The 25758-nt window shown below is 54.5% G+C and carries 24 protein-coding genes and 1 riboswitch; of the genes, 13 read left to right on the forward strand and 11 right to left on the reverse strand.

Translation table 11 applies throughout. The annotated features are described in order from the left end of the window. Positions 1-14: 14 nt before the first annotated feature. A riboswitch (cobalamin riboswitch) is annotated at positions 15-228 on the reverse strand. Positions 229-431: 203 nt separating this feature from the next. Continuing rightward, the gene (locus ACKPCT_RS07925; RefSeq protein WP_090068620.1) at positions 432-893 is read right to left on the reverse strand and encodes an RpiB/LacA/LacB family sugar-phosphate isomerase; all 462 of its coding nucleotides are present in this window, start codon (positions 891-893) and stop codon (positions 432-434) included. Positions 894-1185: 292 nt separating this feature from the next. Next, complete coding sequence (locus tag ACKPCT_RS07930) at positions 1186-1968, reverse strand: DeoR/GlpR family DNA-binding transcription regulator (RefSeq protein WP_319568894.1); 783 nt, start codon at positions 1966-1968, stop codon at positions 1186-1188. Positions 1969-2147: 179 nt separating this feature from the next. Between ACKPCT_RS07930 and tkt the strand changes: the two genes are divergently transcribed. Both tkt and fsa read left to right on the forward strand, forming a co-directional pair. Then, positions 2148-4178 (forward strand): transketolase, encoded by a 2031-nt coding sequence (tkt, locus tag ACKPCT_RS07935; RefSeq protein ID WP_319568895.1) that lies wholly within the window; start codon positions 2148-2150, stop codon positions 4176-4178. Positions 4179-4294: 116 nt separating this feature from the next. Further along, positions 4295-4948 carry a fructose-6-phosphate aldolase gene (fsa, locus tag ACKPCT_RS07940; RefSeq protein WP_319568896.1) on the forward strand — a complete coding sequence of 218 codons (654 nt, stop codon included), beginning with the start codon at positions 4295-4297 and terminating at the stop codon, positions 4946-4948. Between the two features lie 330 nt (positions 4949-5278). On the opposite strand, the gene dhaL is transcribed toward fsa, so the two are convergent. From dhaL to ACKPCT_RS07980, 8 genes are all read right to left on the reverse strand, one after another. Next, positions 5279-5926 (reverse strand): dihydroxyacetone kinase subunit DhaL, encoded by a 648-nt coding sequence (gene dhaL, locus ACKPCT_RS07945; RefSeq protein ID WP_090068612.1) that lies wholly within the window; start codon positions 5924-5926, stop codon positions 5279-5281. Between the two features lie 2 nt (positions 5927-5928). Then, positions 5929-6927, reverse strand: coding sequence for a dihydroxyacetone kinase subunit DhaK (locus ACKPCT_RS07950; protein WP_090068610.1), 999 nt, complete (start codon positions 6925-6927; stop codon positions 5929-5931). An 86-nt stretch (positions 6928-7013) separates the two neighbouring features. Continuing rightward, positions 7014-7667, reverse strand: coding sequence for a class II aldolase/adducin family protein (locus ACKPCT_RS07955; protein ID WP_244544564.1), 654 nt, complete (start codon positions 7665-7667; stop codon positions 7014-7016). Between the two features lie 165 nt (positions 7668-7832). After that, positions 7833-8783, reverse strand: coding sequence for a carbohydrate kinase family protein (locus ACKPCT_RS07960; protein WP_319568897.1), 951 nt, complete (start codon positions 8781-8783; stop codon positions 7833-7835). A gap of 175 nt (positions 8784-8958) precedes the next feature. Further along, entirely contained in the window at positions 8959-9918 is a 960-nt protein-coding gene (locus tag ACKPCT_RS07965; protein WP_394705198.1) for an ABC transporter permease, read from the reverse strand. A 68-nt stretch (positions 9919-9986) separates the two neighbouring features. Continuing rightward, positions 9987-11576, reverse strand: coding sequence for a sugar ABC transporter ATP-binding protein (locus ACKPCT_RS07970; protein ID WP_090068604.1), 1590 nt, complete (start codon positions 11574-11576; stop codon positions 9987-9989). Between the two features lie 358 nt (positions 11577-11934). Beyond that, positions 11935-12939 carry an autoinducer 2 ABC transporter substrate-binding protein gene (locus tag ACKPCT_RS07975; RefSeq protein ID WP_090068602.1) on the reverse strand — a complete coding sequence of 335 codons (1005 nt, stop codon included), beginning with the start codon at positions 12937-12939 and terminating at the stop codon, positions 11935-11937. Between the two features lie 99 nt (positions 12940-13038). Continuing rightward, positions 13039-14055, reverse strand: coding sequence for an ABC transporter permease (locus ACKPCT_RS07980; RefSeq protein WP_090068599.1), 1017 nt, complete (start codon positions 14053-14055; stop codon positions 13039-13041). Between the two features lie 419 nt (positions 14056-14474). Between ACKPCT_RS07980 and ACKPCT_RS07985 the strand changes: the two genes are divergently transcribed. Continuing rightward, the gene (locus ACKPCT_RS07985; protein ID WP_090068597.1) at positions 14475-15494 is read left to right on the forward strand and encodes a sugar-binding transcriptional regulator; all 1020 of its coding nucleotides are present in this window, start codon (positions 14475-14477) and stop codon (positions 15492-15494) included. A gap of 42 nt (positions 15495-15536) precedes the next feature. On the opposite strand, the gene ACKPCT_RS07990 is transcribed toward ACKPCT_RS07985, so the two are convergent. Beyond that, positions 15537-16493, reverse strand: a complete 957-nt coding sequence (locus tag ACKPCT_RS07990; RefSeq protein WP_319568898.1) for a LysR family transcriptional regulator — start codon at positions 16491-16493, stop codon at positions 15537-15539. Positions 16494-16643: 150 nt separating this feature from the next. Between ACKPCT_RS07990 and ACKPCT_RS07995 the strand changes: the two genes are divergently transcribed. The 10 genes from ACKPCT_RS07995 to ACKPCT_RS08040 all read left to right on the forward strand — a co-directional run bounded on the left by ACKPCT_RS07995 (position 16644) and on the right by ACKPCT_RS08040 (position 25723). Beyond that, positions 16644-17429 carry a transporter substrate-binding domain-containing protein gene (locus ACKPCT_RS07995; RefSeq protein WP_090068595.1) on the forward strand — a complete coding sequence of 262 codons (786 nt, stop codon included), beginning with the start codon at positions 16644-16646 and terminating at the stop codon, positions 17427-17429. 78 nt (positions 17430-17507) lie between these two features. Continuing rightward, positions 17508-18299, forward strand: a complete 792-nt coding sequence (locus tag ACKPCT_RS08000; RefSeq protein ID WP_090068593.1) for a creatininase family protein — start codon at positions 17508-17510, stop codon at positions 18297-18299. Between the two features lie 12 nt (positions 18300-18311). Further along, a complete protein-coding gene (locus ACKPCT_RS08005) occupies positions 18312-18959 on the forward strand; it encodes an amino acid ABC transporter permease (RefSeq protein WP_090068591.1) in 648 nt (215 codons plus the stop codon). Between the two features lie 27 nt (positions 18960-18986). Next, complete coding sequence (locus ACKPCT_RS08010; RefSeq protein ID WP_090068589.1) at positions 18987-19643, forward strand: amino acid ABC transporter permease; 657 nt, start codon at positions 18987-18989, stop codon at positions 19641-19643. 21 nt (positions 19644-19664) lie between these two features. After that, positions 19665-20435, forward strand: a complete 771-nt coding sequence (locus ACKPCT_RS08015) for an amino acid ABC transporter ATP-binding protein (protein WP_319568899.1) — start codon at positions 19665-19667, stop codon at positions 20433-20435. Continuing rightward, positions 20432-21781 (forward strand): aminotransferase family protein, encoded by a 1350-nt coding sequence (locus ACKPCT_RS08020; RefSeq protein ID WP_319568900.1) that lies wholly within the window; start codon positions 20432-20434, stop codon positions 21779-21781. Before ACKPCT_RS08015 ends, ACKPCT_RS08020 begins: the two co-directional genes overlap by 4 nt. Continuing rightward, positions 21778-22470, forward strand: coding sequence for a CoA transferase subunit A (locus ACKPCT_RS08025; RefSeq protein WP_319568901.1), 693 nt, complete (start codon positions 21778-21780; stop codon positions 22468-22470). The genes ACKPCT_RS08020 and ACKPCT_RS08025 overlap by 4 nt, the downstream gene beginning before the upstream one ends. After that, positions 22457-23110 (forward strand): 3-oxoacid CoA-transferase subunit B, encoded by a 654-nt coding sequence (locus ACKPCT_RS08030; RefSeq protein WP_244544562.1) that lies wholly within the window; start codon positions 22457-22459, stop codon positions 23108-23110. Before ACKPCT_RS08025 ends, ACKPCT_RS08030 begins: the two co-directional genes overlap by 14 nt. 32 nt (positions 23111-23142) lie before the next feature. After that, the gene (locus ACKPCT_RS08035) at positions 23143-24435 is read left to right on the forward strand and encodes an ArgE/DapE family deacylase (RefSeq protein WP_319568902.1); all 1293 of its coding nucleotides are present in this window, start codon (positions 23143-23145) and stop codon (positions 24433-24435) included. A 103-nt stretch (positions 24436-24538) separates the two neighbouring features. Next, positions 24539-25723 (forward strand): thiolase family protein, encoded by a 1185-nt coding sequence (locus tag ACKPCT_RS08040; protein WP_319568903.1) that lies wholly within the window; start codon positions 24539-24541, stop codon positions 25721-25723. The last annotated feature ends 35 nt before the right edge of the window (positions 25724-25758 follow it).

Below are 25758 nucleotides of genomic sequence, written 5' to 3' on the forward strand. Positions count from 1 at the left end.
CCCCGACCGGTTAGTGAGAATAGTGGTGGCTGGCAGGTCTCCTGGCTCACGGTCTTGCGCCCTGCTCCCTTCCCAAACCCTTTGGTTCAGTGGTTACAAAACAAGGCAATCCGCTTACAGTTGCGGGGGCAGCCATGGCATAGGCCCCGAGTTGGGTCGTCCGCACCATGTTCCCTTTTCATCTTCCCTGAGTCTGTCTAGGGAAGAACCATCCGATCTCTTTTTGCGTGATTGGCCCGCTGATGTCAATCTTGTTCAAAATCATTATGGTGCCTGAGGCTGGAATTTCTCCAAAGTGATACTGCGGCAAATTCGAGACCAAGACAAAGAAAAAGCCCGATACCGGATGGATCGGACTTTTCACGATAAATCGAAGCGTAGCGGCTATTTAGAGGCACTCAACAACGCTTTCGGCTTGCCTTCATGCCGGACTAGCGGTTACGCGCATCCAATTCGTCAACAGCATTGACGTTGCCTGCGGAGCGCCCGTTGACATCAAAGAATTCCGTATTTTCAAAAAAGGTATCCGCAATGGTTTTTGCCAATTCAGCACCGATCACCCGTGCGCCCATCGTGATAATCTGGGCATTGTTGGAAAGCGCAGCGCGCTCGGCGGAATAAGTATCATGGCATTGTGCAGCCCGGATGCCGTGCACCTTGTTGGCTGACATGGCAACCCCGATACCGGTGCCGCAGCAAAGAATAGCGCGATCATATTCGCCCTTCACAACGGCAGTCGCGACGCGTTCTGCCATGTTGGCGTAGAATGGATCGGCTTGGCCCGCAACCCTTGAGACCTCGGACACCTCATATTTGCCCTGGCCTGCAAGATATTCTGCCAAAATGTGAGCAAGACCTTCGCCTGCACTATCACCGGCAACAGCAATTTTCATGATATTTCTCCCTATTCTAACTGCTGGTCATGAACAGCGACACACTCTCCCAGGCTTTCGAAACAATCAGAAAGCTTCCATGCAATGAACCCTGACGGGGAGACATTGCCGTGTGGTCGCTGGGTCGTTCTCCGGTTACCGGCACACTTTAAGGCAAGCCGGGCCAGAGAATATGAGGAGGCATGAGCACGCGCAGGGAAAACTGCAGCGCACGCCTCAAGGGGCCGAAGAGCAAACTGCATTTGCTCGGAAAGGAACCCGCACCAATTGACCGCAGCAAGAAAGGGAGAGGTCATGCACCCTCCCGGTTTGCTGCATCAGCAATGGTCAAACTGAGGCCAGCTCCCTCAATGGCAGACAGGGCACCAGCAGAGGGCGCAGTGTCTGTTATAATGTGATCAAACTCTTCAAGGTCGGCGAGTTTGTGCAAGGCGGTGTGATCAAAGCGTGCGTGATTAACCAGCAGACAGCACTTGGTGCCCGAGCGCATCATGGCGCGTTTGCTTTTGACCACCACGTCATCCATATGGAAGACTTCCAGCCCTGAAATAGCTGGCGTGGAGATGAAGGAAATATCAGCGCGCAAATTGGCAAGACAGGTTTCTGTCAGACTACCAAAATAGGCGTTGAATTTGCTCGAATAGCTTCCCCCTAGAGAAATCATTTTGATACCGGATTCTGCCCTGAGGGAATCCAGAATTGCGGCGTTGTTGGTGATCACGGTCAACGGGCGTTTTCTTGGCAGGTATTTGCCCAGAAATGCTGCCATTGAGCCATCATTGACCATGACGGTCATGCCCGGATCGATCAGGTTCAACGCAGCTTCTGCCATCGCCATTTTCGCGCCTTGGCTTTGCCTTTCACGATATCTGAAGTCGCTTTCAAAGCGGGTGCCGGACTCTATGGTCGCGCCACCGCGGATCTTGCGGATCATGCCTTCGGCTTCCAGATCATCCAGATCGCGGTGAATGGTCATTTTCGAGACAACAAACTGCTCTGACAGCTTGTCGACCTCAACCTCACCCTGGGTGACCAGAAGGTCCATGATCGCCTTTTGACGGTCCTCGCGCTTCATACGGGCTCCTTTCGAATCCATCTGTTGTTACGCAATGGGCGACTATCGGACAGACTCGAGAAAAATTCAACATAACACCTATTTCACAACAAATAACACATTGCAAATGTTATTTTGAGATTTTTTATTGCATTGTTTTTCACAAAGGAGTAGTCCAAAGGCAACATGGAGGGAAAAATATGTCTGCCTATTCTTCTAAGACAGCGCTTGAACACGCACGCCGCGATGCATTGGCCTTTTCTCTGGCCAACTGCATTCGGGCACTGAGCATCGATGCCGTGGAGGCCGCCAATTCGGGCCACCCCGGTGCGCCCATGGGCATGGCTGATGCGGCTACGGTACTCTATAAGAACCATCTCAAATTCGATGCCACTGCGCCTGATTGGCCAGATCGCGATCGTGTGGTTCTTTCCAATGGCCACGCCTCGGCCATGCTTTATAGCCTGTTGCATCTGACCGGTTATGAAGACATGACCAAGGAACAGCTGAAAAACTTCCGCCAAAAGGGAGCCATCACGGCGGGCCATCCTGAATATGGCCACGCCAAAGGCATAGAAACGACCACCGGTCCGCTTGGTCAGGGTATAGCCAGCGCCGTGGGCATGGCCCTCGCCGAACAGATCATGGCCAAGGATTTCGGCCCGGATCTTGTTGATCACCATACTTATGTGTTCATGGGTGACGGCTGTCTGGAAGAAGGCATCGGACAGGAAGCCATTTCCCTTGCAGGGCATCTCGGTCTTGGCAAACTGATCGTGCTATATGACGACAATGGCATCACCATTGATGGCCCGACATCGGTTTCCTTCTCTGATAACATACCCAAACGCCTGTCGGCCTGTGGCTGGCATGTCCAGAGCTGCGACGGGCATGATGCAGCCTCCATCGATGCGGCCCTGACCCTTGCCAAAGCAACCACAGACAAGCCGTCTTTGATTGCCATGAAGACGGTGATCGGGCTCGGCTCGCCAAACAAGGCAGGCACAGAATCCTGCCATGGGTCTCCACTTGGTGCGCAAGAAGCCGCCGCAGCCAAAGCAGCGCTTGACTGGACAGCGGAGCCCTTTGAAATTCCGGGCAATCTGTTGCAGGAATGGCGGATTATCGGCTCCAAGGGCAAGGAAGTACGGATGGCATGGGAAAGCCGTCTGGCACAGTCTGATGAGGCGCTGCAAGCTGAATTTCTGCGCCGCACGGCCCGCACCCTGCCCGCCGAGTTCAAGGCCGCTGTAGCGGATGCACGCAAAGCACTGTTTGACAAGCCACAAAAGGTCGCCACCCGCAAAGCCAGCCAGATGGCCCTTGAAGCGCTGGCGCCAGTATTGCCGGAATTGATCGGAGGCTCAGCTGACCTGACCGGTTCCAACCTGACGCGCGTCCCCGCAGTCGACAGCCAGTTCAAAAGAGGCGAACCCGGCCGCTATATCGGCTATGGCGTACGTGAATTTGCCATGGCCGCAGCCATGAATGGCATGATGGCGCATGGAGGCATCATTCCTTATGGCGGCACCTTCATGGTCTTCTCCGATTATGCCCGCAACGGCATTCGCCTGTCAGCTCTCATGGGGATCGGCACCATTTATGTGATGACCCACGATTCCATCGGCCTTGGGGAAGATGGCCCAACTCACCAGCCGGTGGAGCATCTGGCCTCTTTGCGCGCCATGCCAAACCTGTTGACCTTCCGCCCGGCAGATGCGCTTGAAACGCTGGAATGCTGGGAGCTGGCCATTCGGAACCGCAACCGGCCTTCGCTGCTGGCCTTGTCCCGTCAGGCAGTGCCGCAGCTGCGACTGGAGGAAAGCGGCCAAAATCTTGCCGCACGCGGGGCCTATATTCTTAGGCAGGTCGGAGACGGCGAACGCGCCTTGACGCTGCTCGCGACAGGAACCGAAGTCAGCCTTGCGCTGGAAGCTGCTGAAAAGCTTACCAAAGACAAGGGCATCGCCGTGGCTGTGGTCTCCATGCCAAGCTGGGAGCTGTTCAAGGAGCAGGATGCCGACTATCGCGCCAACGTTCTTGGCACTTGCCCGCGTATTGCTGTGGAAGCAGCCGCCAAATTCGGCTGGGCCACCTTTGTTGGTGACGAAGACAATGTCATCGGCATGGACAGCTTCGGCGCCTCCGCTCCGGCAGAAGAACTGTACGAGACATTCGGCATAACAAGCGACGCCATCATCGCGCGCGCCAAAGCGCTTCTCGGACTTTAACGCGCCTTGCGTGGCGCACTGTGTTGTCGCCACGCATACACAAGACTTGAAACGCATGTCCTATGCCCTCGCCACTCCCCCTTTGCGAGAGACGACATGCCAATGGGAGAGAGAGAATGAAATTTTTCGTTGATACCGCTATCATTGAAGACATTATCGAGCTTAATGACTATGGTCTGCTTGATGGTGTGACAACCAACCCGAGCCTGATTGCCAAATCCGGACGAGACTTCAAGGAAGTCATCGCCGAGATCTGCGGCGTGGTCAGCGGACCGGTTTCCGCTGAAGTCGCCTCGATGGACTTTGACACCATGATGGCCGAAGCCGATTGCCTGAGCAAGATCGCCTCAAACGTCGTGATCAAGCTGCCGCTGACGCTTGATGGCCTCAAAGCCTGCCGTACACTGACCGATAAGGGCATCAAGACCAATGTTACCCTTTGCTTTGCAGCCAATCAGGCCCTTCTGGCCGCCAAGGCCGGTGCAACCTACATTTCGCCGTTCGTCGGTCGTCTTGATGATCTCAATCTGGATGGCATGGATCTTATCCGCGAGATCCGCGCTATCTATGACAATTACGACTTCAAGACCGAAATTCTCGCAGCCTCCATCCGCTCGGCCAATCATGTGAAGGAAGCAGCATTGGCAGGCGCTGACGTGGCCACCATTCCACCATCCGTCATCAAGAGCCTGGCAAATCATGCCCTGACGGACAAAGGCCTTGATCAGTTTTCCAAGGATTGGGCTGCGACAGGTCAATCCATTCTGTGATTAGGTTCTTGTGATTGGAGCCCTTTAATTGGGCTAAGATTCAATAACATCCTCCAAGAAGAAGAGATGAAGCGGGGAAAAGCAGCCTCTGTTCCCGCTTCACATTATCGGGCTTCCTTCAATCCTATCCAGTAGGAGCCCCACCTCCCCGTATAAGCAACCAGATCCAATTGTCGTTCTCACGGCAATTGGTTTTTTTGCATCGTCGATTGCAACAATCTGTTCGATCCGAGCATAAAAAATCGGCAGCCCTTAACAAAAGGACTGCCGAGTGAGGTATCTGTCATGGAGAACAGATAGCTTCTTTTTGTGGGGGGTGGGGAATTTCTATCAGCCTTGCATACGCTGCTTAATGCCCTTGGCAAGAGTTTGCAGGATGAGGCAGCAGGAGGTAGCACCAGCATCCAAAACGCCGCGGGAGCGTTCACCAAGGCGAGATGCGCGCCCGACCTTGGCCACCATATCGACCGTGGCATCGCGCCCCTTTTCGGCGGCAGCTGACATCGTATCAAGGCTTTCGGCAAAATCCTTGCCGGAACGCCACGCTTCATCAAAGGCCTCTGTTGCCGGATAAAGCGCATCAAGAAGGGTCTTGTCACCGACATCCGCAGAGCCGATTTCCTTGACGCCCTCAAAGGCGGCATGCATCATTTTGGCAAAGACCTCGGCATCAAGCCTTTCCTGACCTTCCAGCTCATCAGCCATACTCGAGAAGAGATAGCCGTAAAGTGGCCCCATGGAACCACCCAGATCTTCAATTAGGGTTTCGCTGAGGGTATTGAGGGCATCCGGCAAGGAAGGCAACGGATCGCCCAGCTTTGCGCCGGCCGCCGTGAAGCCCTTGCTCATGTTGATGCCATGGTCGCCATCACCGATGGCGCCGTCAATCTCGGATAGCCAGCCACGGTTGGCGTTGATCGCCTCAATGAGTTCAACGACCAGGCCGCCAGCGTCCTTTATAGCAATGGATGCAGTCATGATTAAATCCTCGTCAGACCAAGAGAACGCGCAGGTGCGGACAACAGACGATCAAGCTCGCTATCCAGCCGCATCATCGTCAGGGTGACGCCCTGCATTTCAAGTGAAGTGAAATAGTTGCCAATGAAGAGATGGCGCGTATTCATGCCACGAGCTTGCAACACCTCAGCCAGACGATCATAGAGAATATAAAGCTCCATGATTGGGGTCGCGCCAAGTCCGGAAACCAGCAAGGCAACGTCATCATCTTTTTCAAACGGCAGATCCGGCAGGATGTGGTCAAGCATCAGATCGGCAATTTCATTGGCCGGTTTGATTGGCATAACTGCAACACCCGGTTCACCATGGTGCCCGATGCCGACTTCCATGTGCCCATCTTCGATGGAGAAATTGGGCTTGCCAACAGCAGGTATGGTGCAGGGTGAAAGGCCGATACCGATGCTGCGGGTTGCGTCTATCGCCTTCTGGGCAGAAGCAATCACTTCATCAAGATCAGCGCCTTCGTCTGCGCGGGCACCGCCCACCTTCCACATGAGGATTTCGCCAGCCACACCACGCCGCTTCTTGATTTCATCCTTGGGAGCGGATGGAACATCGTCATTGGCCACGACCGTCTTGACGGTCAGGTCATGTTTTGCGGCCTGTTTGACGGCAAGTTTCACATTCATGTTGTCGCCCGCATAGTTGCCATAGAGGCAAGCAACACCGCGCCCGCCATCAGCAGCAACGAAGGCATCGTGGAAGGCTTTGGCAGAAGGCGAGGAAAAGATTTCACCAACGGCAACGGCATCCACCATGCCATCACCGACATATCCCAGAAAGGCGGGCTCATGGCCAGACCCGCCACCCGTCACGATGCCAACCTTGTCCTTTTGCGGGGCTAGCGGACGCCGCAATACACGCGCATTCTCTGTGGCCGCGAGAATATCCGGGTGGGCTTTCAAATAGCCGCGGACAGCATCTTCCACGACGAAATCGGGATTGTTAAAGATCCGGTTCATTTGCTTTCTCCATCGTACTTTTCATGGGAGAGTTTGATATCGCAGAGGCAGACATATCGCCGACAATGCGCCCCAGCGCCCTGAGGCTACTGCTGGCTTCTGGTCACCCCATAGTGCATCTGTTTCATTTGGTTCATGACGCGCACCATCTCTTCACTAGAGAGAACAGGCGGCTCACCCATCTGGCGCGCGGTGATATACATATGCGCCAGCGTTTCCACCTCGATCGCCAAGGCGAATGCCTGCTTGATTGTTCCACCCAGAGCGATCTGACCATGCTGGCCAAGCAGACAGGCCTTGCGTCCTTCAAGGGCTTCAAGAGCGGAGTCCGAAAGCGCCTGCGTGCCGAACGTTGCGTATGGGGCACAACGGATATCGTTTCCTCCGGCAACAGCGACCATATAGTGGAAGCTTTCGATCCCCATCTGATGGCAGGCAAGAGCTGTGGCATGCGTCGAATGGCAATGCATCACAGCATCGACATCAAGGCGATTGGTAAGGATATCGTGATGAAACCGCCACTCGGACGACGGCTTGCGTTTGCCTTCAAAATTGCCATCCGCATCCATCGCAACGATGTCCTCGGCCTCCATCTCGTCATAAGGCAATGAGGTTGGCGTAATCAGGATCTTGTCACCGCTCCGGGCTGAAATGTTTCCTGATGTTCCCTGATTGAGGCCAATGTCATTCATTCGTCGACATGCCGCAACCATCTCTTGCCGCAGCTCTAATTCTTCCATCGTCCTTCCTCCAGTTTGGACGGAGCGGCTGGTCTTCTAGAAAATCAGCACAGATCTCCTGTTTCCGGCGCCAAGGGCATTCCCCTGCCCTTGTTAGCGCCAGATTGAACGGTTTGTTTCGTTCTGAATTGTAGGTGGTCCTACCCGCTTACTTCAGGTCAGCGTTCAGCTGGCCATTGGCAAGGTGGGGGCCGAATTCATGAGTTTTTCGGTTTCTTCAAAGCTGACGATACCCGCGTCCGAGCCAAGGCCAGTGGAGACCAATGCGCCACAAGCGGAAGCAAATCGTGCTGCCTTTTCGATATCCCAATCGTGGTTCAACCCTGCAATCAACCCTGCCGTAAAGGCGTCGCCGCAGCCGGTCGTATCCTTGACGTCAATATCAAAAGCAGGCAGCCGGAACATGGCGTCCTGTGTCGCCACGATGCAGCCGTCTCCGCCCATGGTCAGGCAGCAATTGGTTGCGCCGGCATCCAGGAAGAATTTGGCCGCATCTTCAGGAACGCTCAGGCCACACATGGCTTCGGCATCTTCGATGCTGGGAACGAAATAGTCGACAAATGGCAGCGATGGTTTGAGAACATCCAGCGTCTCTGCTGTAGCGGACAAAAGGTCAAACGTCGTCTGGCAGCCTGCGTCCTTGGCTGCTTTCAGCAATGCGGTGGTCGGGGCTCCATCCAGCTTGGCCAGCAGTGGCATTCCGCCGACATGCACGAATTTGGCATCCAGAATGGCCGGATAGTCCTTTTCGCCAAGGGTCAGCTCATCAGATGCACCACGGCGATGCAACGCCGGACGGTCACCGTTGGGGCGGACATTAAGAATAGTGGATGATGTGGGCACACCGGTTAGCTTGCGCATTTCGGCGATATCGACGCCGAAGCCGGTCAGCGTGTGCAGAATGAAATCGCCCTTCTCATCGTCACCGATGGCACCAACCGCACGGGTATTGAGCCCGAGTTTGGCACAATCGATTGCCGATCCCCCTGCCGTACCAGCGACGGTCAAGCGGATCTCGTCGATGAAGCGTAGCTGTCCTCCCGGCGGGATTTCTTCTACGGGTCGGCCAAGGATATCCAGAATATACAGTCCAACCACACTTACATCAAAAGCCATGATTTTCCTCCTTGCAGTAGACTTTGCGATTATAGCATCGGCGCGCATTATTCAGCCTCCCGCACCATGGCCATATCTTTGATTTCAGGGTCTCCGGCCAGCTTCTCCCTTAAAGGAGCAAGCGCTGACCGGTATAACATTCAATGCCGGTTTGGCTTTTCAACCATACGCCTCATCAGCGGTTTGACGAGTTGGCGAAAAGAGCCCCGGCCAGGATGATGAAACATCCGATAACAAACGTTTGCCAGGTGCTCGGGATGCCAGCCAGAATGAGGACATTGTCGACCAGCGTGATCAACACGACCCCGAGCATGGCGCCGATGACCGTGCCGCCACCGCCGGTTATCCGCGCTCCGCCCAGAACGACGGCTGCAATCACATTCAGCTCATTGCCAGAGAGATCAAACGGGTTTGCCAGACGGTTACTCGCCACATGGATCACACCTGCGATACCGGCCAGCAGCCCAGCATAGGCAAAGACGAAAACCTGTACTTTGCGATGATCATAGCCAAGCCTCTCGGCGATTCCTGCGCTGCCGCCGACAGCAAAGATGGCGCGGCCCATCAGCGTACGGTTTAAAATCCACCATGTGACCAGTGCAGCAACAACCAGCACCAGAACATAGGCTGGCAGAATGGCGATTGAGCCACTTTGCGTGCCGACCCGCATCAGTTCGGCTTTGCCGAAATTCTCCATTGAGAGAGGAATGTTGACGAACAGTTCCGTGCCGATGAAGGTCAGAAGGAAGCCATGGATGACATATTGCGTGCCGATGGTCACGATGAGAGCCGGAGCCTTGAGGTAGTGCACCAGCAGGCCGTTGCCGACACCAATGATCATGCCCCCTAGAGCTGCCATCAGAATGATGACCGGCATCGGCAGCCATGGCATATAGGCGGCAACGGCTGTGGTGATCCAATACATCATCAGACCGGCAATGGCAGCAAAGGACATATCGATGCCACCAGCGGCCAGAATGACCAGAAAGCCAAGTCCGAACAATCCTGTTACCACAGATGCACGGGCAATATCGAAGATGTTGGAAATCTGCCAGAATTCCGGAGATATCGTGCCGATCACGACACAGACGACCACGATCAAGAGCAGAGTGAATATCGGCGGATAGCGGATCATCCAGCTCGCAATACGGGAGATCTGGCTATCGCTTTTCTCACCGTTGATGCTGTCTATTGTAAAATCACTCATGACCGTTTCCCCGTTGGATTTTCCGCTACCATTGCCTGGTAAAGGGTATTTTCTTCCAGATTTTCCGCTTCGAATGTTTCAACCACCCTGCCCCGACGCATGACGAGGATTCGGTCACAGTTCTGAAGCAACTCGGGCAAGTCATCGCTCACGATGATCACGCCCATGCCCTGACTGGCGAGCTTTTGAATGATGCGGAAAATTGTGTCCTTTGACCCGACATCAACGCCCACGGTCGGTCCGTGCAAGACGAAGACCTTCGGCACGATGGTAAGCCCGCGCCCGATCAGAACGCGCTGCTGGTTGCCACCCGAGAGGGATTGAACCGGATCATTGAGATTGGCGATCACGATCTGCAGGTCCTTGACCAGTCGCTCGGCCATCTTCTTGCTACGTAGCTTGCTGACCATGCCCATCTTGTCACGCAAATCATCCAGGATCTGGGCAATGATGTTGGATTGAATGGGTTTGGTCAGGAACAGCCCTTCCGAAAGGCGATCCTCCGGCACATAGCCGATCTGTTCCTTAATGGCATCCACCGGTCGGCGCAGATGAATGGTCTTGCCATCCAGCACGACTGAGCCCCCGTCAGCCGGTTCAACGCCAGCCAGGGCACGTGCCAGCTCATTGCGCCCCGAGTCCAGCAACCCCGTAACACCGATGATCTCGCCATGAGCCAGAGAGAAGGACACATCCGCAAAGGCGTTGCGCCGCTTCAGCCCATCGACAACAAGCAGATCCTTCTCACCGATCTCCGTTGAACGATAGCGCACGACATCAATCTTGCGCCCGGTCATCCAGTAGCTCAAATCGCTCTTCTGATGCCCGGCAACGTCGCCTTCCTGTACCTTTTCACCATCACGCATGATAATGAAATGGCCACCAATGGACATCACCTCATCGAGCTTGTGGGTCACGAACAGCACAGCGACACCACGACTGCGCAACTGGTCCACGATTTCAATCAGATTGTCGACTTCGCGCTTGGTCAGCGCGGCGGTCGGTTCATCCATGATCACGAGTTTGGCGTCCGAAGCGATGGCGCGCGCAATCGCGATCAACTGCCGGGTCGCAATGGGAAGCCTGGAGACTTCCGTAGAACAGAAACGTGCGTCTGTCGGCAAATTCACGGATTTCAGCGCCCGCGTTGCTGTTTCTTTCAACTTGCCAAGATCAAGACCTCGCGACAGCTTGCCATCTGCGCCCACCAGCTGTTCCGAAAGAGCAATATTCTCGGTGACGGTGAGGTTTGGCAGAAGCGACAGATCCTGATACACGGTCTCGATGCCGTTTCTCAGAGCGCCAAGAGGATCCAACCCCGAAACCTTTTCTCCACTGATCAGGATTTCCCCTTCATCAGCAGGCTGCGCACCGGAAATGATTTTGATGAGCGTACTCTTGCCGCAGCCATTTTCACCCATGAGGTGATATATTTGCCCCGGATGGATGCAAAGATCGATACCGCGCAGGGCATGGACGCCGCCAAAGCGCTTATGAATCCCACGAACTTCCAGAAATGGCGTTTCATCCTGAGATGCTTCCGCATCAACCTGAGAAAACTTGGGAATGGTGCCTATGCTATTCATGCTATATCCCGCAAACCCTCGGTTCCTCGCGATCAGCTCCGGTTTTACGAAAAAGGGGCCAAATCTGAACGGAGAGACGACCGTTCGACACAGACCAAGAGGGTTTTGTGTCTATGAGTAAACCTTAGCGCCGTGTCCTCATGGCGTGGCGCCAATTTTGATGCAGCCCCTCTGCCCTGCTTCCCTTTGTGCTTTCCAATGCGCTCAAAGTGAGAAGTAGGTTCTTGTGATTGGCTGCATCCTTTGGCCTGAAGAGCGTCACCCGTTGCCGGAAGACGCTCTCCCGGGGAGATTTTCGCGAAAGGAACCGTTGCTGGCTGCTGCGCGAAAAAACTCCATCAACCTTCAAGACTCTGTCTTAGAATTGATATTCGTCGACATTGTCCTTGTTGATGTCGAGCCAAGCCTGACCAACAAGAAGAACCCCTTTACCCGGGCCTTTTTTCAGTTTCATGTTGGTGTAGCCAGGTACACCCAGATCCATGCCGTCTTTGAGTTCTTCACCATTGAGAACCAGATGCGCGATCTTGTTCATGATGAAGCCGGCGTCTTTCGGATCCCAAAGGCTGATGCCGGTGACAGCACCACTCTTGAGGTAGCGGCTCGTATCGGTAGGCATGCCGATACCATAGACACAAACCTTACCGGTCAGCCCGGCTTCCTCGATGGCGCGACCGATGCCGATCACGTCAACAGCAGAACCACCCTGGAAGCCTTTGATGTCAGGATACTTTTTCAGAAGTTCCTTGGCTTTGTTATAAGCGGTGTTTGCATCGTTGAACGACTCATTCTTTGCGGAGACGAGTTTCATATTCGGATATTTTTCTTTGGCGTTTGCCGCAGAAGCATCAGCCCACTGTACGTGGGTCAGGCTGCCGAGCGAGCCAACGAAAGATGTCCAGGTGCCTTCTTCGCCCATGCATTTGGCGATCTGGTCGTTGAAGTGCGCACCAAAGGCATCATTATCGAACGCTTCCATGTCGACCTGGGTGTTTTTCAGGTTGGAGGCTTCGTGTGTAATGACGGTGATGCCGCGATCCATGGCGCGTTTCAGAGCACCTTCCATCATGGGCGGATCAAATGGTACGACCGCGATGGCGTCTACGCCTTTTGCGATCAGGTCTTCGACGAGACGGACCTGCTGGGCAGCATCGCCTTTACCCGGGCCGATTTCCTTGGTGGTTACGCCTTCGGTAACTTTACCATATTCTGTTACGCCCACATCCATACGACGGAACCAGGTTTCGCCGAGCAGCTTGACAACGGTAACGATTTCCTTGTCGTCCTGTGCAACAGCCTGACCTCCCGAGAACATCGTTCCCACCATCAGGGCGCACATTGCGAGTTTGTTCAGTTTAGACATTGCGGTAGTTCCTTTCTCTCCCTAAAACCTTAAAGAACTCCCTCTGGCTCAAATGCCCGGCATCGAGGGTGCCTGCCGGACAGACCGGTCCTTCCCCTTTCAAGATTTGGTGAGGCGCCAGACCCTGAGGTCAAACTTGGACACAGCCAAGAAGACCAGCAGAAGAACGCCCCAGGCGAAGTCCCGGAAAAAGTTCGAGATGTTCAGAAAATTGAACATGCTCGATAGAATCTGCAGCGCAGCTGCTGACAGAATCACGCATGAGATGCGGCCATATCCCCCTTCAGGCTTTACGCCTGCCATCACAACGATCAGGATGGCGATGAGGACATAAGAGGTACCATAGTCCCATTTGACGCTCGAAATGCGCGCAGCAATGATGAAACCAGCAACCGAGGCCAACATTCCGGAAATGGTGTAGGCCGTCAGAAACAGTCTCTTTTCATTAAAACCGGCGAAGCGAGCGGCTTTCGGATTACTTCCAAGGAGGAAGAGCCGCGTTCCGAATGGCGTGAAACGCAGAACAGCACCGATAATGATGGCAATGACCAAGAACAGGGCAAAGCACATCGGAACTCCCATGATGGGCGAATGGCCGAAAGCATCAAGTGGCTCGATATAGCCCAGACGTACACCAGACCCGTTGGTCAGAACGACACTCACCCCTGTAAAGGCAAGCGAAGTGCCGAGCGTTGCGATAATCGGCGTCAGATTGGCACGAGACACCAACAGACCATTGACGATGCCACCTACAAAGCCAACACACAGACAGACAAATCCGAAGACGAAGACATATGTCATCGGACTATCGTCAGGTGATATGAATTGAGGGACCAGCAAGGCTGCGGTGATGCCTGAAAGGTTGGCCAACGCGATGCCAGACAAATCAATGCCACCGTTGCCCGAAATCATCGCCAGGGTCACGCCAATTGCGAGAAGCCCGAGCTCGGGGATCTGGATAGCCATCGATTGAAGGTTATAGGCGTTGACAAAGTCAATTCCAGAAATGGAGACCGCGGCGGTTAAAACCAGCAGATTGACAACAACAAGAAAATTGAACTGGCGGTCGGACGTGACGGATTGCCACAGAGACCTGTTCGACACACTATTGGACATGTATTCCTCCCTTATTGTGACGCAAACCCAACAACCAGGTTCGCGGCCCAATGAATTTTGTTCGCTCGGACCTCACCCCGATTGAACCTGCCAATGCCCTTTGCAAGATCCCTTCCCCCACACATTCGACAAGCCAAACATCTCCCGTTAACTGACGAGCCCATCGACTCCCAGTTGGACTTTGACTTGACCGAACTCGGGTAAAACACCTATTACAGCAGCAAAAGCAGTTGTGACGTTTGGATACCGTTATCCTCACGTCATATGGACGGTAACCTTTGTCAGATATTTTTGTCAAGTGTCAAAATAGGAATAGTAACCGCACAAATCCCTTGATTTATTTGGGATTGCAACCACAATGACTTTTGCTATAATAATTTGACAATTGAAAAATATAAGTTCGGGAAGGCCTAAGGGATATGAAATCGCCGACAAAAACACAGTCTGGGAAAACGGCTTCGGTGGGGAAACCACCGGCGGCGAATGGCGTTGCAACACCGGCGACCTATCAGAACGACCCTAGATTGTGGGCGGCATGGCTTTATTACCATGACGAATTAACTCAGAACCAGATCGCGTCGCTATTAGGCGTGTCGCGCGCAACTGTTGTCAATTACCTACAAGAAGCACGTGCTAACCACTATATCAAGATCTCGGTACGTAGTGATCTACTCACTAGCATCAATCTGGCACAGACCCTCAAGGATAAATTCGGCCTGAAAGAATGCATGGTCATACCCGATGATGGCGGCCTGCTTTCCCCGACACAACGCATAGGCAAAGCCGGAGCAAGTTTTGTTGAAGGGGCGCTGGCGCCTGATGATGTGGTTGGGGTTGCCTGGGGCCGCACCGTGCAGGCACTCGCCAACAATCTGACCGACCAGTCCATGTCGAATCTCTACGTGGTTCAGGTCGTTGGTAGCCAGCGCGGCACATCGGACGGCTTCAGTTCAGAGGAGTGTGTATCCCTCATTTCTCTCAAGCTGCACGCAAAGACTGCCAATCTCCATGCACCGGCCGCTCTGAGCAACAAGGAATTGCGCGATGCCTTGCTGAAGGAAACCATCATACAGGAACAGTTCGCACGCATTCGCTCCTGCAACAAGATCCTGTTTGGCGTCTGTTCGGTCAAGGACAACAGCCTTGTCTTTGCCAGTGGATTGACCAACGCCGAGGAAAGCAAATATTACATTGCAAACGGTGCTGTCGGAGTGATTTCCGGGCGCTTCTTTGACGCGAATGGCAACTGGATTCAAGGACCACTGGATGACCGCCTGATGGGCATCACGCTTGATGAGGTCAGGCAGGTTCCCACACGCATCGCCGTTGCTGGCGGCACCGACAAGACCGCCTCCATGCTCGGCGCGTTGCGAGGGGATTTCATCAATGTGCTTGTTACCGACGAACAAACGGCCCTGAGCATTCTCGACAAAGCCTGACAGTCTGGCCATTACAACGTTTCCGTCCAAGAGCGAGCGATGCTATTTGAAAGTCCTTTCACTGAGCGGAAGACTGAATATCCGCTCAGTGCAAAGACGCTGAAATTCTGCTTCTGCATCGGACGCGCGCCGTTTGGGATTGGAGACCAAATAGACATCCACAGGCGGCAGATTTTCATAGGGGGGCAATTGGTACAACAGCCCCCGCTCCACATCCCTTCTGGCAACATGGACCGGCAAAGCACCAATTCCGATATTGGCGACGATCATGCGGCGCACCTCGACAAGGTTGGATGAGACCCCATGCCAGCGAGTCGCGGCCTGAACCCGCGCCCGCAGATTCGCCACAGGCTCCAGAGCCCCCCCTTCCACTTCTGTTTGGAAGGATACGCTGGGCTCGCCGATCAATTCCGCAACATCTATGTCTTTCTGTCTGAAGAGCCGGTGGTTCGGACCACAATAAAGAGCGAAATACTCGCGATAGAGAATCTCCGCATCCAGCGTCTCGGCGCTGTTGTTGACGAGGCAGACGCCGAAGCTGGCGCGATTCTGCCCCACCCGACTGACGATCTCTTCACTATCAGCCACAGAGATAGAAAAGGTCACCTTGTCGTGCAGACGGGCATATTGTGCCAACACTTCGTCGAATTGGGGACAAACCACATGGCTTGCAACAACCAACGTAATGTGTCCTCTGAGCTCATCCTCACCACGATCCAATAGAGAGGGAAGCTGGGACACACTGCCGAAGATCGTAGAGCATTCATAATATAGAATATCTCCGGCCCTGGTTACCCTGAACTGGTTGGGTTTGCGCACAATCAGCTTGTGGCCCGTTATTTCTTCAAGCCTTTTAAGCGCAGCACTGACCGTAGGTTGTTTCAACCCCAAGAAATCTGCAGCTTTGGTGATGCTTTTTTGCTCAACCACAACCATGAAGGTTCGGAGCAGGTTCCAATCAAGATTCCAGGGAAACCGCTGTTCATAGGGCCTCATCATAGATCCAATCTATACTCATCATTGGAATTATTTATTTGCTTGATGATACATCCCATGCAACCTTCAAGACAAGGTGGCAAAAATTTAGTCACTGCTAAAAATTAGGCAAAACGCCAGGGAACAGTTTTCGCTTCAAACAGGAGAATCTTAATGATCAACCGTCGCAGCTTGTTGAAGTTTGTCGCAGCCACCGGCACGCTCGTGCTGGCAAGCCTTAGCATTTCCGCTCCGGTTCTCGCCGACGAACTCGACACCATCAAGGAAAAAGGCGTAATTCGCATTGCCATGAGTGGCGCCTATCCTCCATTCAACTTTGTCAATGACGCCAACGAAGTGGTCGGCTTCGACCCGGCCATCGGCACCGAAATCGCCAAGCGCATGGGCCTTGAAGTTGAAATCATCACCACCGCATGGGACGGCATCATCGGCGGCCTCTTGGCCAACAAGTATGACGCGATCGTCGGCTCCATGACAATCACCGAAGAACGCGACAAAGTTGTTGACTTTGTTGGTCCTTACTATGCCACCAAGCGCGCCATCTTCACCAAGGAAGGCTCTGAAATCACAAGCGTATCTCAGCTTGATGATGCCACTCTGGGCGTTACTCTGGGTGAGACCCACGAACAGTGGGCCCGTGAAGCCGGCTACAAGATCCGCACCTATAAAGGCCTGCCGGAATTGCTCATGGAACTGGACAATGGCCGTGTTGATGCGATCGTCAACGACCGTATCGCAGCCATGCTCGCCATCAAGGAAAACGGCTACAAAATGGTTGAACTGCCAGACCTTGATACCGAGGCCTTTGGTGCTGGTATTGCCATCCGCGAAGGCAACCCGGATCTGAAAGCAGCCATGCAGAAGGCACTGGATGACTTGATGGCTGACGGCACCTACCTCGAAATTGCCAACAAATGGGTTGGCGGCGACATTCGCTAATTTCAAAACCAAATATTTTTCAAAATAATATGGTCCGCAGGTTTTCTGCGGGCCAATTTTTCCCGAAAGACTTTTCTCATGCAGACTGACTATGGCAAGCTCAGCTGGGAAGAGGTGCGCGATATCGACAAAGACCGCGTCGTGATTCTCAACGTTTCAGCAACAGAAGATCACGGGCCCCACATGCCTCTTGATACCGATACGGTTCTGGGCATGGCGGTTGCAGAAGGTGTAGCCAAAGCCATACCTGATCAGGTTCTTGTCATGCCGCCCATTTCCTATGGCTTCAATGAGCATCACAAGGATTTTCCGGGTGTTATCTGGATACAGCCCGAAACACTGATTGCATTCGTGACCGATGTAACCAAATCCCTCGCGCATCATGGTTTCCGGCGCATACTGCTGCTCAATTCTCATGGGTCCAATCACCCGGTTCTGGATTTGGCAGCGCGAAAAACCGTCATTGAAACCGGCATTCTTTGTGTTTCGGCCTCTTACTGGAACCTGTGCTCGGACAAGATCAATGCGGTTCGCGCGTCCGATATCGGCGGCATCGCCCATGCAGGCGAATTTGAAGCGGCGATCTACAAATATCTGCATCCGGATCTGGTGCATCTGGAAAAGGCCCAGAACCAGAATCTGCATGATGGCAAGAGCAAATTCTTCAACCTCGATTTGGCGCGTGGAGGTGGCAAGGCGATGTTGATGCGCTGGTGGTCTTCGGTGTCCCCTGATGGCACCATGGGCGATCCTGCGCTCGCAACAGCCGAAAATGGCGAAGCTTTCCTGAAAGCTGCGATTGAAGAAACAGCCGATCTGGTGCGTGAAATCCGGGAGCTACCGCTTCTGGAGCGCAAGGATCATCATTGAGGACTGCACTATATGGATATTGATCTTATCCTCCGGGTCTATCCCCACTTTCTCAAGGCGGCCGTACTGACCATCGAACTGTCGGTTCTCACGGCTATTCTTGGCCTTATCTGTGGTTCACTGGGCGCAGCGGCGCGACTGTCGCGCCTTAAGGCAATCCGTTTCATCGGAGCAGCCTATGTTAGTCTGTTTCGTGGCACCCCTGCCCTCATCCAGTTATTTTTGCTCTATTTCGGTGGTCCGCAGATCGGCATTCAGTTGGATGCCTTTCAAGCCGGCGTTATCGGGCTCGGTCTCAATATCGGGGCCTATATGACAGAAACCATTCGTGGCGCCATCATTTCGGTTCACAAGGGCCAGACAGAAGCGGCCAGAACGTTGGGCATGAGTCGTTGGCAGGCCACGCGCTATGTGATCTTGCCGCAAGCCTTTCGCCTGATGGTGCGCCCGCTGGGCGTTAACATCAATGCGCTCATCAAGGGCACGGCCCTAGTTGCGGCAATCTCGGTTGTCGAGCTTACCTATACCGCTCAGCGCTATATCGGCTCAACCTACAAGCCATTTGAAATGTTCATTCTGGCTGGTGTTCTTTACATGATCATCATCTATGCAACCGGACGCGGCATCAGCTGGCTCGACAAGAAGGTGCGGATTCAATGATTTTTCAAGATTTGATTGGAGGCCGTCATGGGGCTTGATTTTTCGGTCGTACCCGGCTTCTTCGACGTCATCATGCAAGGCGTCTTCTGGACAATTGCCATTACGGTGGCGGCAGCTGTTCTCAGTTTCTTTGGCGGCATCTTTTTCGCCGTTATCGCGCTTTATGCGCCGCGTGTGATCAGTTGGCCGATGAAGGGCTTTGAATGGCTCTTCATGGGAACACCACTACTGCTTCAGCTGTTTCTCATCTATTTCGGTCTCATTCAGATCGGCATTGACCTTCCTGCCTTTGTGGCCGGATCGCTAGGGCTCGGACTGCATTTCGCGGTTTATAACTCGGAACTGATCCAGACCAGTATTCTGGCGGTGGACAAGGGCCAGATGGAAGCTGCGCGAACCCTCGGACTCAGCCGCGGCCAATCCCTGCGCTATATCGTGATCCCGCAGGCTGTGCGCGATGTCATTCCGCCGATCGGCAACAATATGATCGCTCTTTTGAAGGACTCGGCGCTGGTCTCGGTTATCGGCGTTACGGAGCTGACCCTGTCGGCGCAGCTGGCCATCGGGCGCACATACCGGCCGTTTGAATTCTACGCGGTTGCCGCGGTTTGCTACTACATCATCAATCTGGGCATGGAAGCGGTGTTGCGTCGTCTCGAACGCCGTGTTCAAGCCTCTCGTTAAGCCTGTCGGAAGGATCATTCCATGACGCATCATCGTCCCTTTGTCGATATTTGCCACGCCCAGAAATGCTTTGGTGAGCTGGAAGTTCTCAAGGATATCAGTCTGCAGGTCGAGCAGCAGCAAATCGTTGCCATCATCGGCCCCAGTGGCTCGGGCAAATCCACGCTCCTGCGCGCAATCAACGATCTTGATCCGCTGACCTCCGGCGAGGTCTGGCTGGATGGGGTTCAGGTCAACAAGCTGTTGCCACACGCCCAATATGAAAAGCATATCAATCAGGTACGCCAGCAAATCGGCATGGTGTTCCAGCATTTCAATCTGTTCCCTCACCTGACCGTGCGGGAAAATATCACGCTGGCACCCAAGCTGCTCAAGGGTGTTTCCGATGATGAAGCCAATGCGCTCGCCGAGCAGCAGCTCGAGCATGTCGGGCTCATCGACCGGATTGACTATCACCCCTCGCAATTGTCTGGCGGCCAGAAGCAGCGCGTGGCTATTGCGCGCGCGCTCGCCATGAAACCCAAACTGATGCTGTTTGACGAAGCAACGTCAGCGCTTGACCCGGAACTGGTCGAAGAGGTCAACCAGGTCATGAAAATGTTGGCTGAGGAAGCCATGACCATGATCATCGTCACCCACGAAATGGGATTTGCCGAGAGCGTTTGCGATCGGGTTCTGTTCATGGATGGCGGTGTCGTCGTCGAGGAAGGCGCCCCTGAGGTTGTCTTCCACAATCCGACGCAAGACAGAACCAAGAATTTCCTTAGAAAGCATCTCGAAGGCGCAAAATGAGCAACAAGACGTCTAATCTCTTCTACCAATCCCGTGCTCCAAGGCCATTTCTGGACCGCGCAGAAGGGATCTATATGTATGACCAATCCGGAAAACGCTATATCGATGGCTCTTCCGGCGCCATGGTTTCCAATATCGGGCATTCCAACCCCAATGTGCTGGAAGCGATGAAAGCGCAGATGGACAAGTCCACCTTCGGCTATCGCCTGCATTTCCGCACGGAACCGTCCGAAGATCTGGCTTCCATGGTGGCAGAACGCATGCCGGGCAATCTGGATCGCGTGTTCTTTGTCTCAGGCGGCTCAGAAGCCGTTGAAAGCGCCATCAAACTGGCGCGCCAATATGCCATCACGCAGGGCCAATCGAGCCGCTGGAAGGTCATTTCCCGTTTTCCGTCCTATCATGGCAGCACCTTCGGAGCGCTGGCTCTGACCGGTTATGATCCGCTTGCCCGCCCATTTGACCCCATGATGCGGGATATGCCCAAGATCGCGGCGCCTGCATGCTATCTGGATCGGGACAACCTGACGGATGAACAAAGTGGTCTGAAATATGCCGAACTGCTGCGCGATGAAATCATCAAGCAGGGCCCGGAAACTGTTCTCGCCTTCATCATGGAGCCGATTGGAGGCGCTTCTACCGGCGCTCTGGTTGCCCCAGACAGCTATTACGGACGCATTGCCGAAATCTGCAAGGAATTCGGCATCCTGCTGATCTATGACGAAGTCATGACCGGTGTTGGCCGCACGGGGTCTTTCCTTGCTGCCAATCACTGGGATATCGAACCGGACATCGTGGCGATGTCCAAAGGCTTTGCCGCCGGCTACGCGCCGCTTGGGGCTGTGGTTGCCCGCGAAACCATGGTCGAAGCGTTGCTCGATGCCGGCGGCTTCCTGCACGGCTATACCTATGCTGGCAATCCGCTTGCCTGTGCGGCCGGTGTCGCTGTGCTCAAGGAAATTGATCGGCTAAGCCTCATCGACAATTGTGCCGCCATGGGCGCCCTTCTCAAGTCCCGTCTTGAAGGCCTTATGGAGCGCTATCCCTTTATTGGCGATGTCCGTGGCAAGGGCTTGCTGCTGGCGTTTGAACTTGTCAGCGACAAGGACAGCATGACGCCGCTCCCCAAGGAATATAACTGCTATCTCGAACTGGTCGAGTTGGCTTATGAGCGTGGCCTCATCATCTATTCGCGCCGCACGCGTGGAGGAGTGGAAGGAGATCACTTCCTCGTTGCTCCGGCCATGATTGTCAATGAATCCCAGATTGACGAAATCATGGGTATCCTCATCGAGAGCCTTGATGCTCTTGCGGCGAAATTCGATTTGCCAGTGAATGCCTCATGAGACTGCCTCAAAAAGAGCACTCCATTGAAGATGCCGTCGCCCAAATCAGCGACGGCGCTTCCATCATGGTGGGCGGATTCGGCGTGCCGGGCACGCCTTTCAACCTGATTGCCGAGTTGGTACGGCAGGGGCAGAAAGATCTGACCCTCGTCAAGAATGACGCCAACGAGGCTGGCATGGGCATCGACCATCTGCTGGCCAATGGGCAGGTGCGCAAGCTGATCGTCACCCATCTGGGGCTCAATGGCCACGCCATCGAGATGATGAATAGTGGCGCGCTGGAAGTGGAATTCTGCGCACAGGGCATTCTGGCTGAACGCATTCGGGCTGGCGGCGCTGGCCTTGCCGGTTTCATCTCGGATATCGGCATCGGCACGGAGCTTGCCGAGGGCAAGCAGATCGTCTCCGTAGACGGCAAGGATTTTGTTCTGGAAACAGCCCTGCGCACGGATGTGGCGCTGGTGCATGCAGAACAGTGCGATGCTTACGGCAATTTGTGCTTTGCCAAAACCGCACGCAATTTCAACCCGTTGATGGCAATGGCAGCCGATTGCGTTATCGCCGAAAGCCAGAATTGCCTGCCTATCGGCGATCTTGATCCGGATGCCATCCATACCCCTGGCCCCTTTGTCGATCATGTGGTCGCCCTTAAAGACTTGCACAAGGAATATGCCATTGTCCGACGCTAGACAAAGAATGGTTGCCCGCGCGGCCCGTGCGATTGAGCCGGGCATGCTGGTCAATCTCGGGATCGGTTTGCCGACTCGTGTCGTCAATTACCTCTCTTCGGACATGGAAGTGGGGCTGCATACGGAAAATGGTCTTGTGGGTGTCGGCCCGACGCAGGATTACGACCATGCAGATCGCGATCTGATTGACGCCGGTGGGGCTTATATCAGCGCCCTACCCGGAGGTGCCTTCATCGACAGCGCGGTGTCCTTTGCCATCGTACGGTCCGGCAGGTTGGACCTGACCATGCTGGGCGCCTTCGAGGTGGCCCAGAATGGCGATCTGGCGAACTGGAAAATTCCGGGCAAATTTTCTCCCGGCGTTGGCGGCGGCATCGAGCTGGCACAAAAGGCTGCCCATGTCATGGTGCTGACAACCCATACAGACCGCAAGGGCAATCCCAAGCTGCTTGAGCGATGCTCCTTGCCTCTGACCGCGAAGGGATCGGTTGAGCGCATCTTCACAGATATGGCCGTTGTGGATGTCACCCCTGAAGGCTTTGCCCTTAAAGAACTGGCAGAAGGCGTCTCGCTTGATGACGTTATTGCAGCGACGGGTGCGCCGCTGATCATTCCGGAAGGTGATATTCCCACCTTCTGATCCGATCACACAAAATATTGGAGGGAGCGACAATGGAAAAGGACATTGCACTCAAAATTCTTTCCGCAGTTGAAGCCAACTTTGACAAGCAAACGGATTTTCTTTCCGAACTAGTCAGTCATCCTTCCACGCGCGGTCAGGAACAATCGGCCCAGGCCTATATGGCTGACGCTTTGTCAGAACGCGGTTATTCAGTGGATCGCTGGCAGATCAATGTTGATGATATCCGCCAATTGCCGGGCTTTTCACCTGTCATCGGTTCCTATGATGATGCGGTCAATGTGGTCGGCACCCATAAAAGCGCAACCAGCAAGGGGCGTTCCCTGATCCTTAATGGCCATATCGATGTGGTGCCCGCGGGTCCACTTGATATGTGGGAAACGCCGCCCTTCTCTCCCAAGGTTGAAGGGGACTGGCTTTATGGGCGCGGCGCTGGCGACATGAAAGCCGGTTTGGTTGCCAACCTGTTTGCTCTTGATGCCCTGCGGTCTGCCGGTTTTGCCCCAGCCGCAGATGTGTTTTTCCAATCGGTGGTCGAAGAAGAATGCACCGGCAATGGCGCTTTGGCATGTTTGCAACGAGGCTACAAGGCTGATGCAGTCCTCATCCCCGAACCCTTCGATGAAACACTGGTCAAGGCCCAGACAGGCGTCATCTGGTTTCAGGTCCATCTCAAGGGGCTGCCCACCCATGTGGCCTATGCGGGCGATGGGGCCAACGCCATCGAAGCGGCCGTGCCTCTGATCAATGCCTTGCACGCGCTTGAAAAACGCTGGAATGCGCCAGAGCATCGGCATCATGATTTCGCCCATCATGATCACGCCCTCAACCTCAATGTCGGCAAGATTGTCGGCGGCGATTGGGCCAGCTCTGTACCGGCATGGTGCGTGTTTGACGTACGCATGGGCGTGTTCCCCGGACAGGACTTGGAGGCAGCCCGCGCTGATATCGAGACCACCTTGCTGCAAGCAGCTGAGGAAAACAGCTTCCTGAGAGAGAATAAACCCACAGTTGTTTACCACGGGTTCATGGCTGAAGGGTATGCCTTATCAGACGATAAGAGTGAACAGGCATCCAGTGCAATCAAGGCGCTTGGCGCAGCCCATAAGGCCGTTACCAACAAGGACCTTGAGCAGATGGCGATCACCTGCACCACGGACACGCGGTTCTTCGGACTTTATGCCAATACACCAGCGCTCGTTTATGGCCCGCATGCCGAAGCCATCCATGGTTTTAATGAGCGTGTCTCGCTGGAAAGCATCAAGCGCGTAACCATGGCTACGGCCCTGTTCATCGCCGACTGGTGCGGATTGGAAGCTCAATAACATATGCTGGCGGCCCCGCCGCTGGCGTCAAAGCCGATCAAAAATCAAAGCGTTGCCCTTTTCGCCCAAGGCTGGCATGTAAGCAACGCCGAGGGAGACAAATATGCGCCAAGCCGTCATTGTTTCAACAGCCCGCACTCCCATTGGCAAGGCCTATCGTGGCGCATTCAACAATCTTGAAGGGCCAAGTCTTGCAGCCCATGCGGTAAAGGCGGCCATGGAACGCGCGTCGCTTGAGGGCGATGCGCTGGAGGAAATCACCTTCGGCTCGGCTTTGACCCAAGGCAGCACGGGCATCAATGTGGGGCGCCATATCGTGCTTGCGGCAGGGTTGCCGGACACGGTGGCCGGCTCCACGATCGACAGACAATGTGCATCTGGCCTTAATGCCATAGCCATCGCGGCGCACATGATCATCAACGAAGGTGTCGATGTCGCCATTGGCGGCGGACTAGACAGCATCTCTTTGGTACAGCTGGAGCAATATTGGAACCAGTATCGTTATCGCGATCCCAATGTGCGCGACAGCTATTATATGTCTATGATCGAAACAGCCGAGCTGGTGGCCGAGCGCTATGGCATCACCCGCGCAGCACAAGACGCTTATGCCCTGCAAAGCCAACAACGCACGGCCCAAGCGCAGAAGGACGGGCGATTCGACGAAGAAATCACTCCCGTAGAAGCGGTCAAGGTTTCTCGAGACAAAGAAACCGGTGTTTCTCAGGAAGAGCGCGTGACGCTGTCGCAGGATGAGTGCAACCGGCCGCAAACCACGCCAGAAGGACTTGCACGTCTCAAACCCGTACTGGGGGCAGACAAGAGCATCACGGCAGGCAATGCCAGCCAGCTCTCCGATGGCGCGGCAGCCTGTGTTCTGATGGAGGCTGAGGAAGCCAAACGACGCGGATTGAAACCTCTTGGCATTTTCCGCGGCTTTGCTGTGGCAGGCTGTGCAGCAGAAGAAATGGGCATCGGTCCCGTGCGTGCCATCCCGAAATTGCTGGCCCGAAACGGCCTGAAGGTTGAGGATATCGACCTCTGGGAAATCAACGAAGCCTTCGCCTCGCAGCTTCTTTATTGCCGCGATAGCCTTGGCATCGATAATGACAAACTGAATGTCAATGGCGGTGCCATTTCCATCGGGCATCCTTACGGTATGTCCGGAGCACGCATGGCAGGGCATCTTTTGATCGAAGGCCGCCGTCGGGGGGCGAAATATGGCGTGGCAAGCATGTGCATTGGTGGCGGCCAAGGGGCAGCCGGTCTGTTCGAGATCCTTGCCGACTAGGCTGCAATCTAACGCGGATTGGGGGGCCTTGCCTC

It is taken from the genome of Cohaesibacter marisflavi, assembly GCF_963665895.2.
Taxonomy (GTDB): domain Bacteria; phylum Pseudomonadota; class Alphaproteobacteria; order Rhizobiales; family Cohaesibacteraceae; genus Cohaesibacter; species Cohaesibacter marisflavi.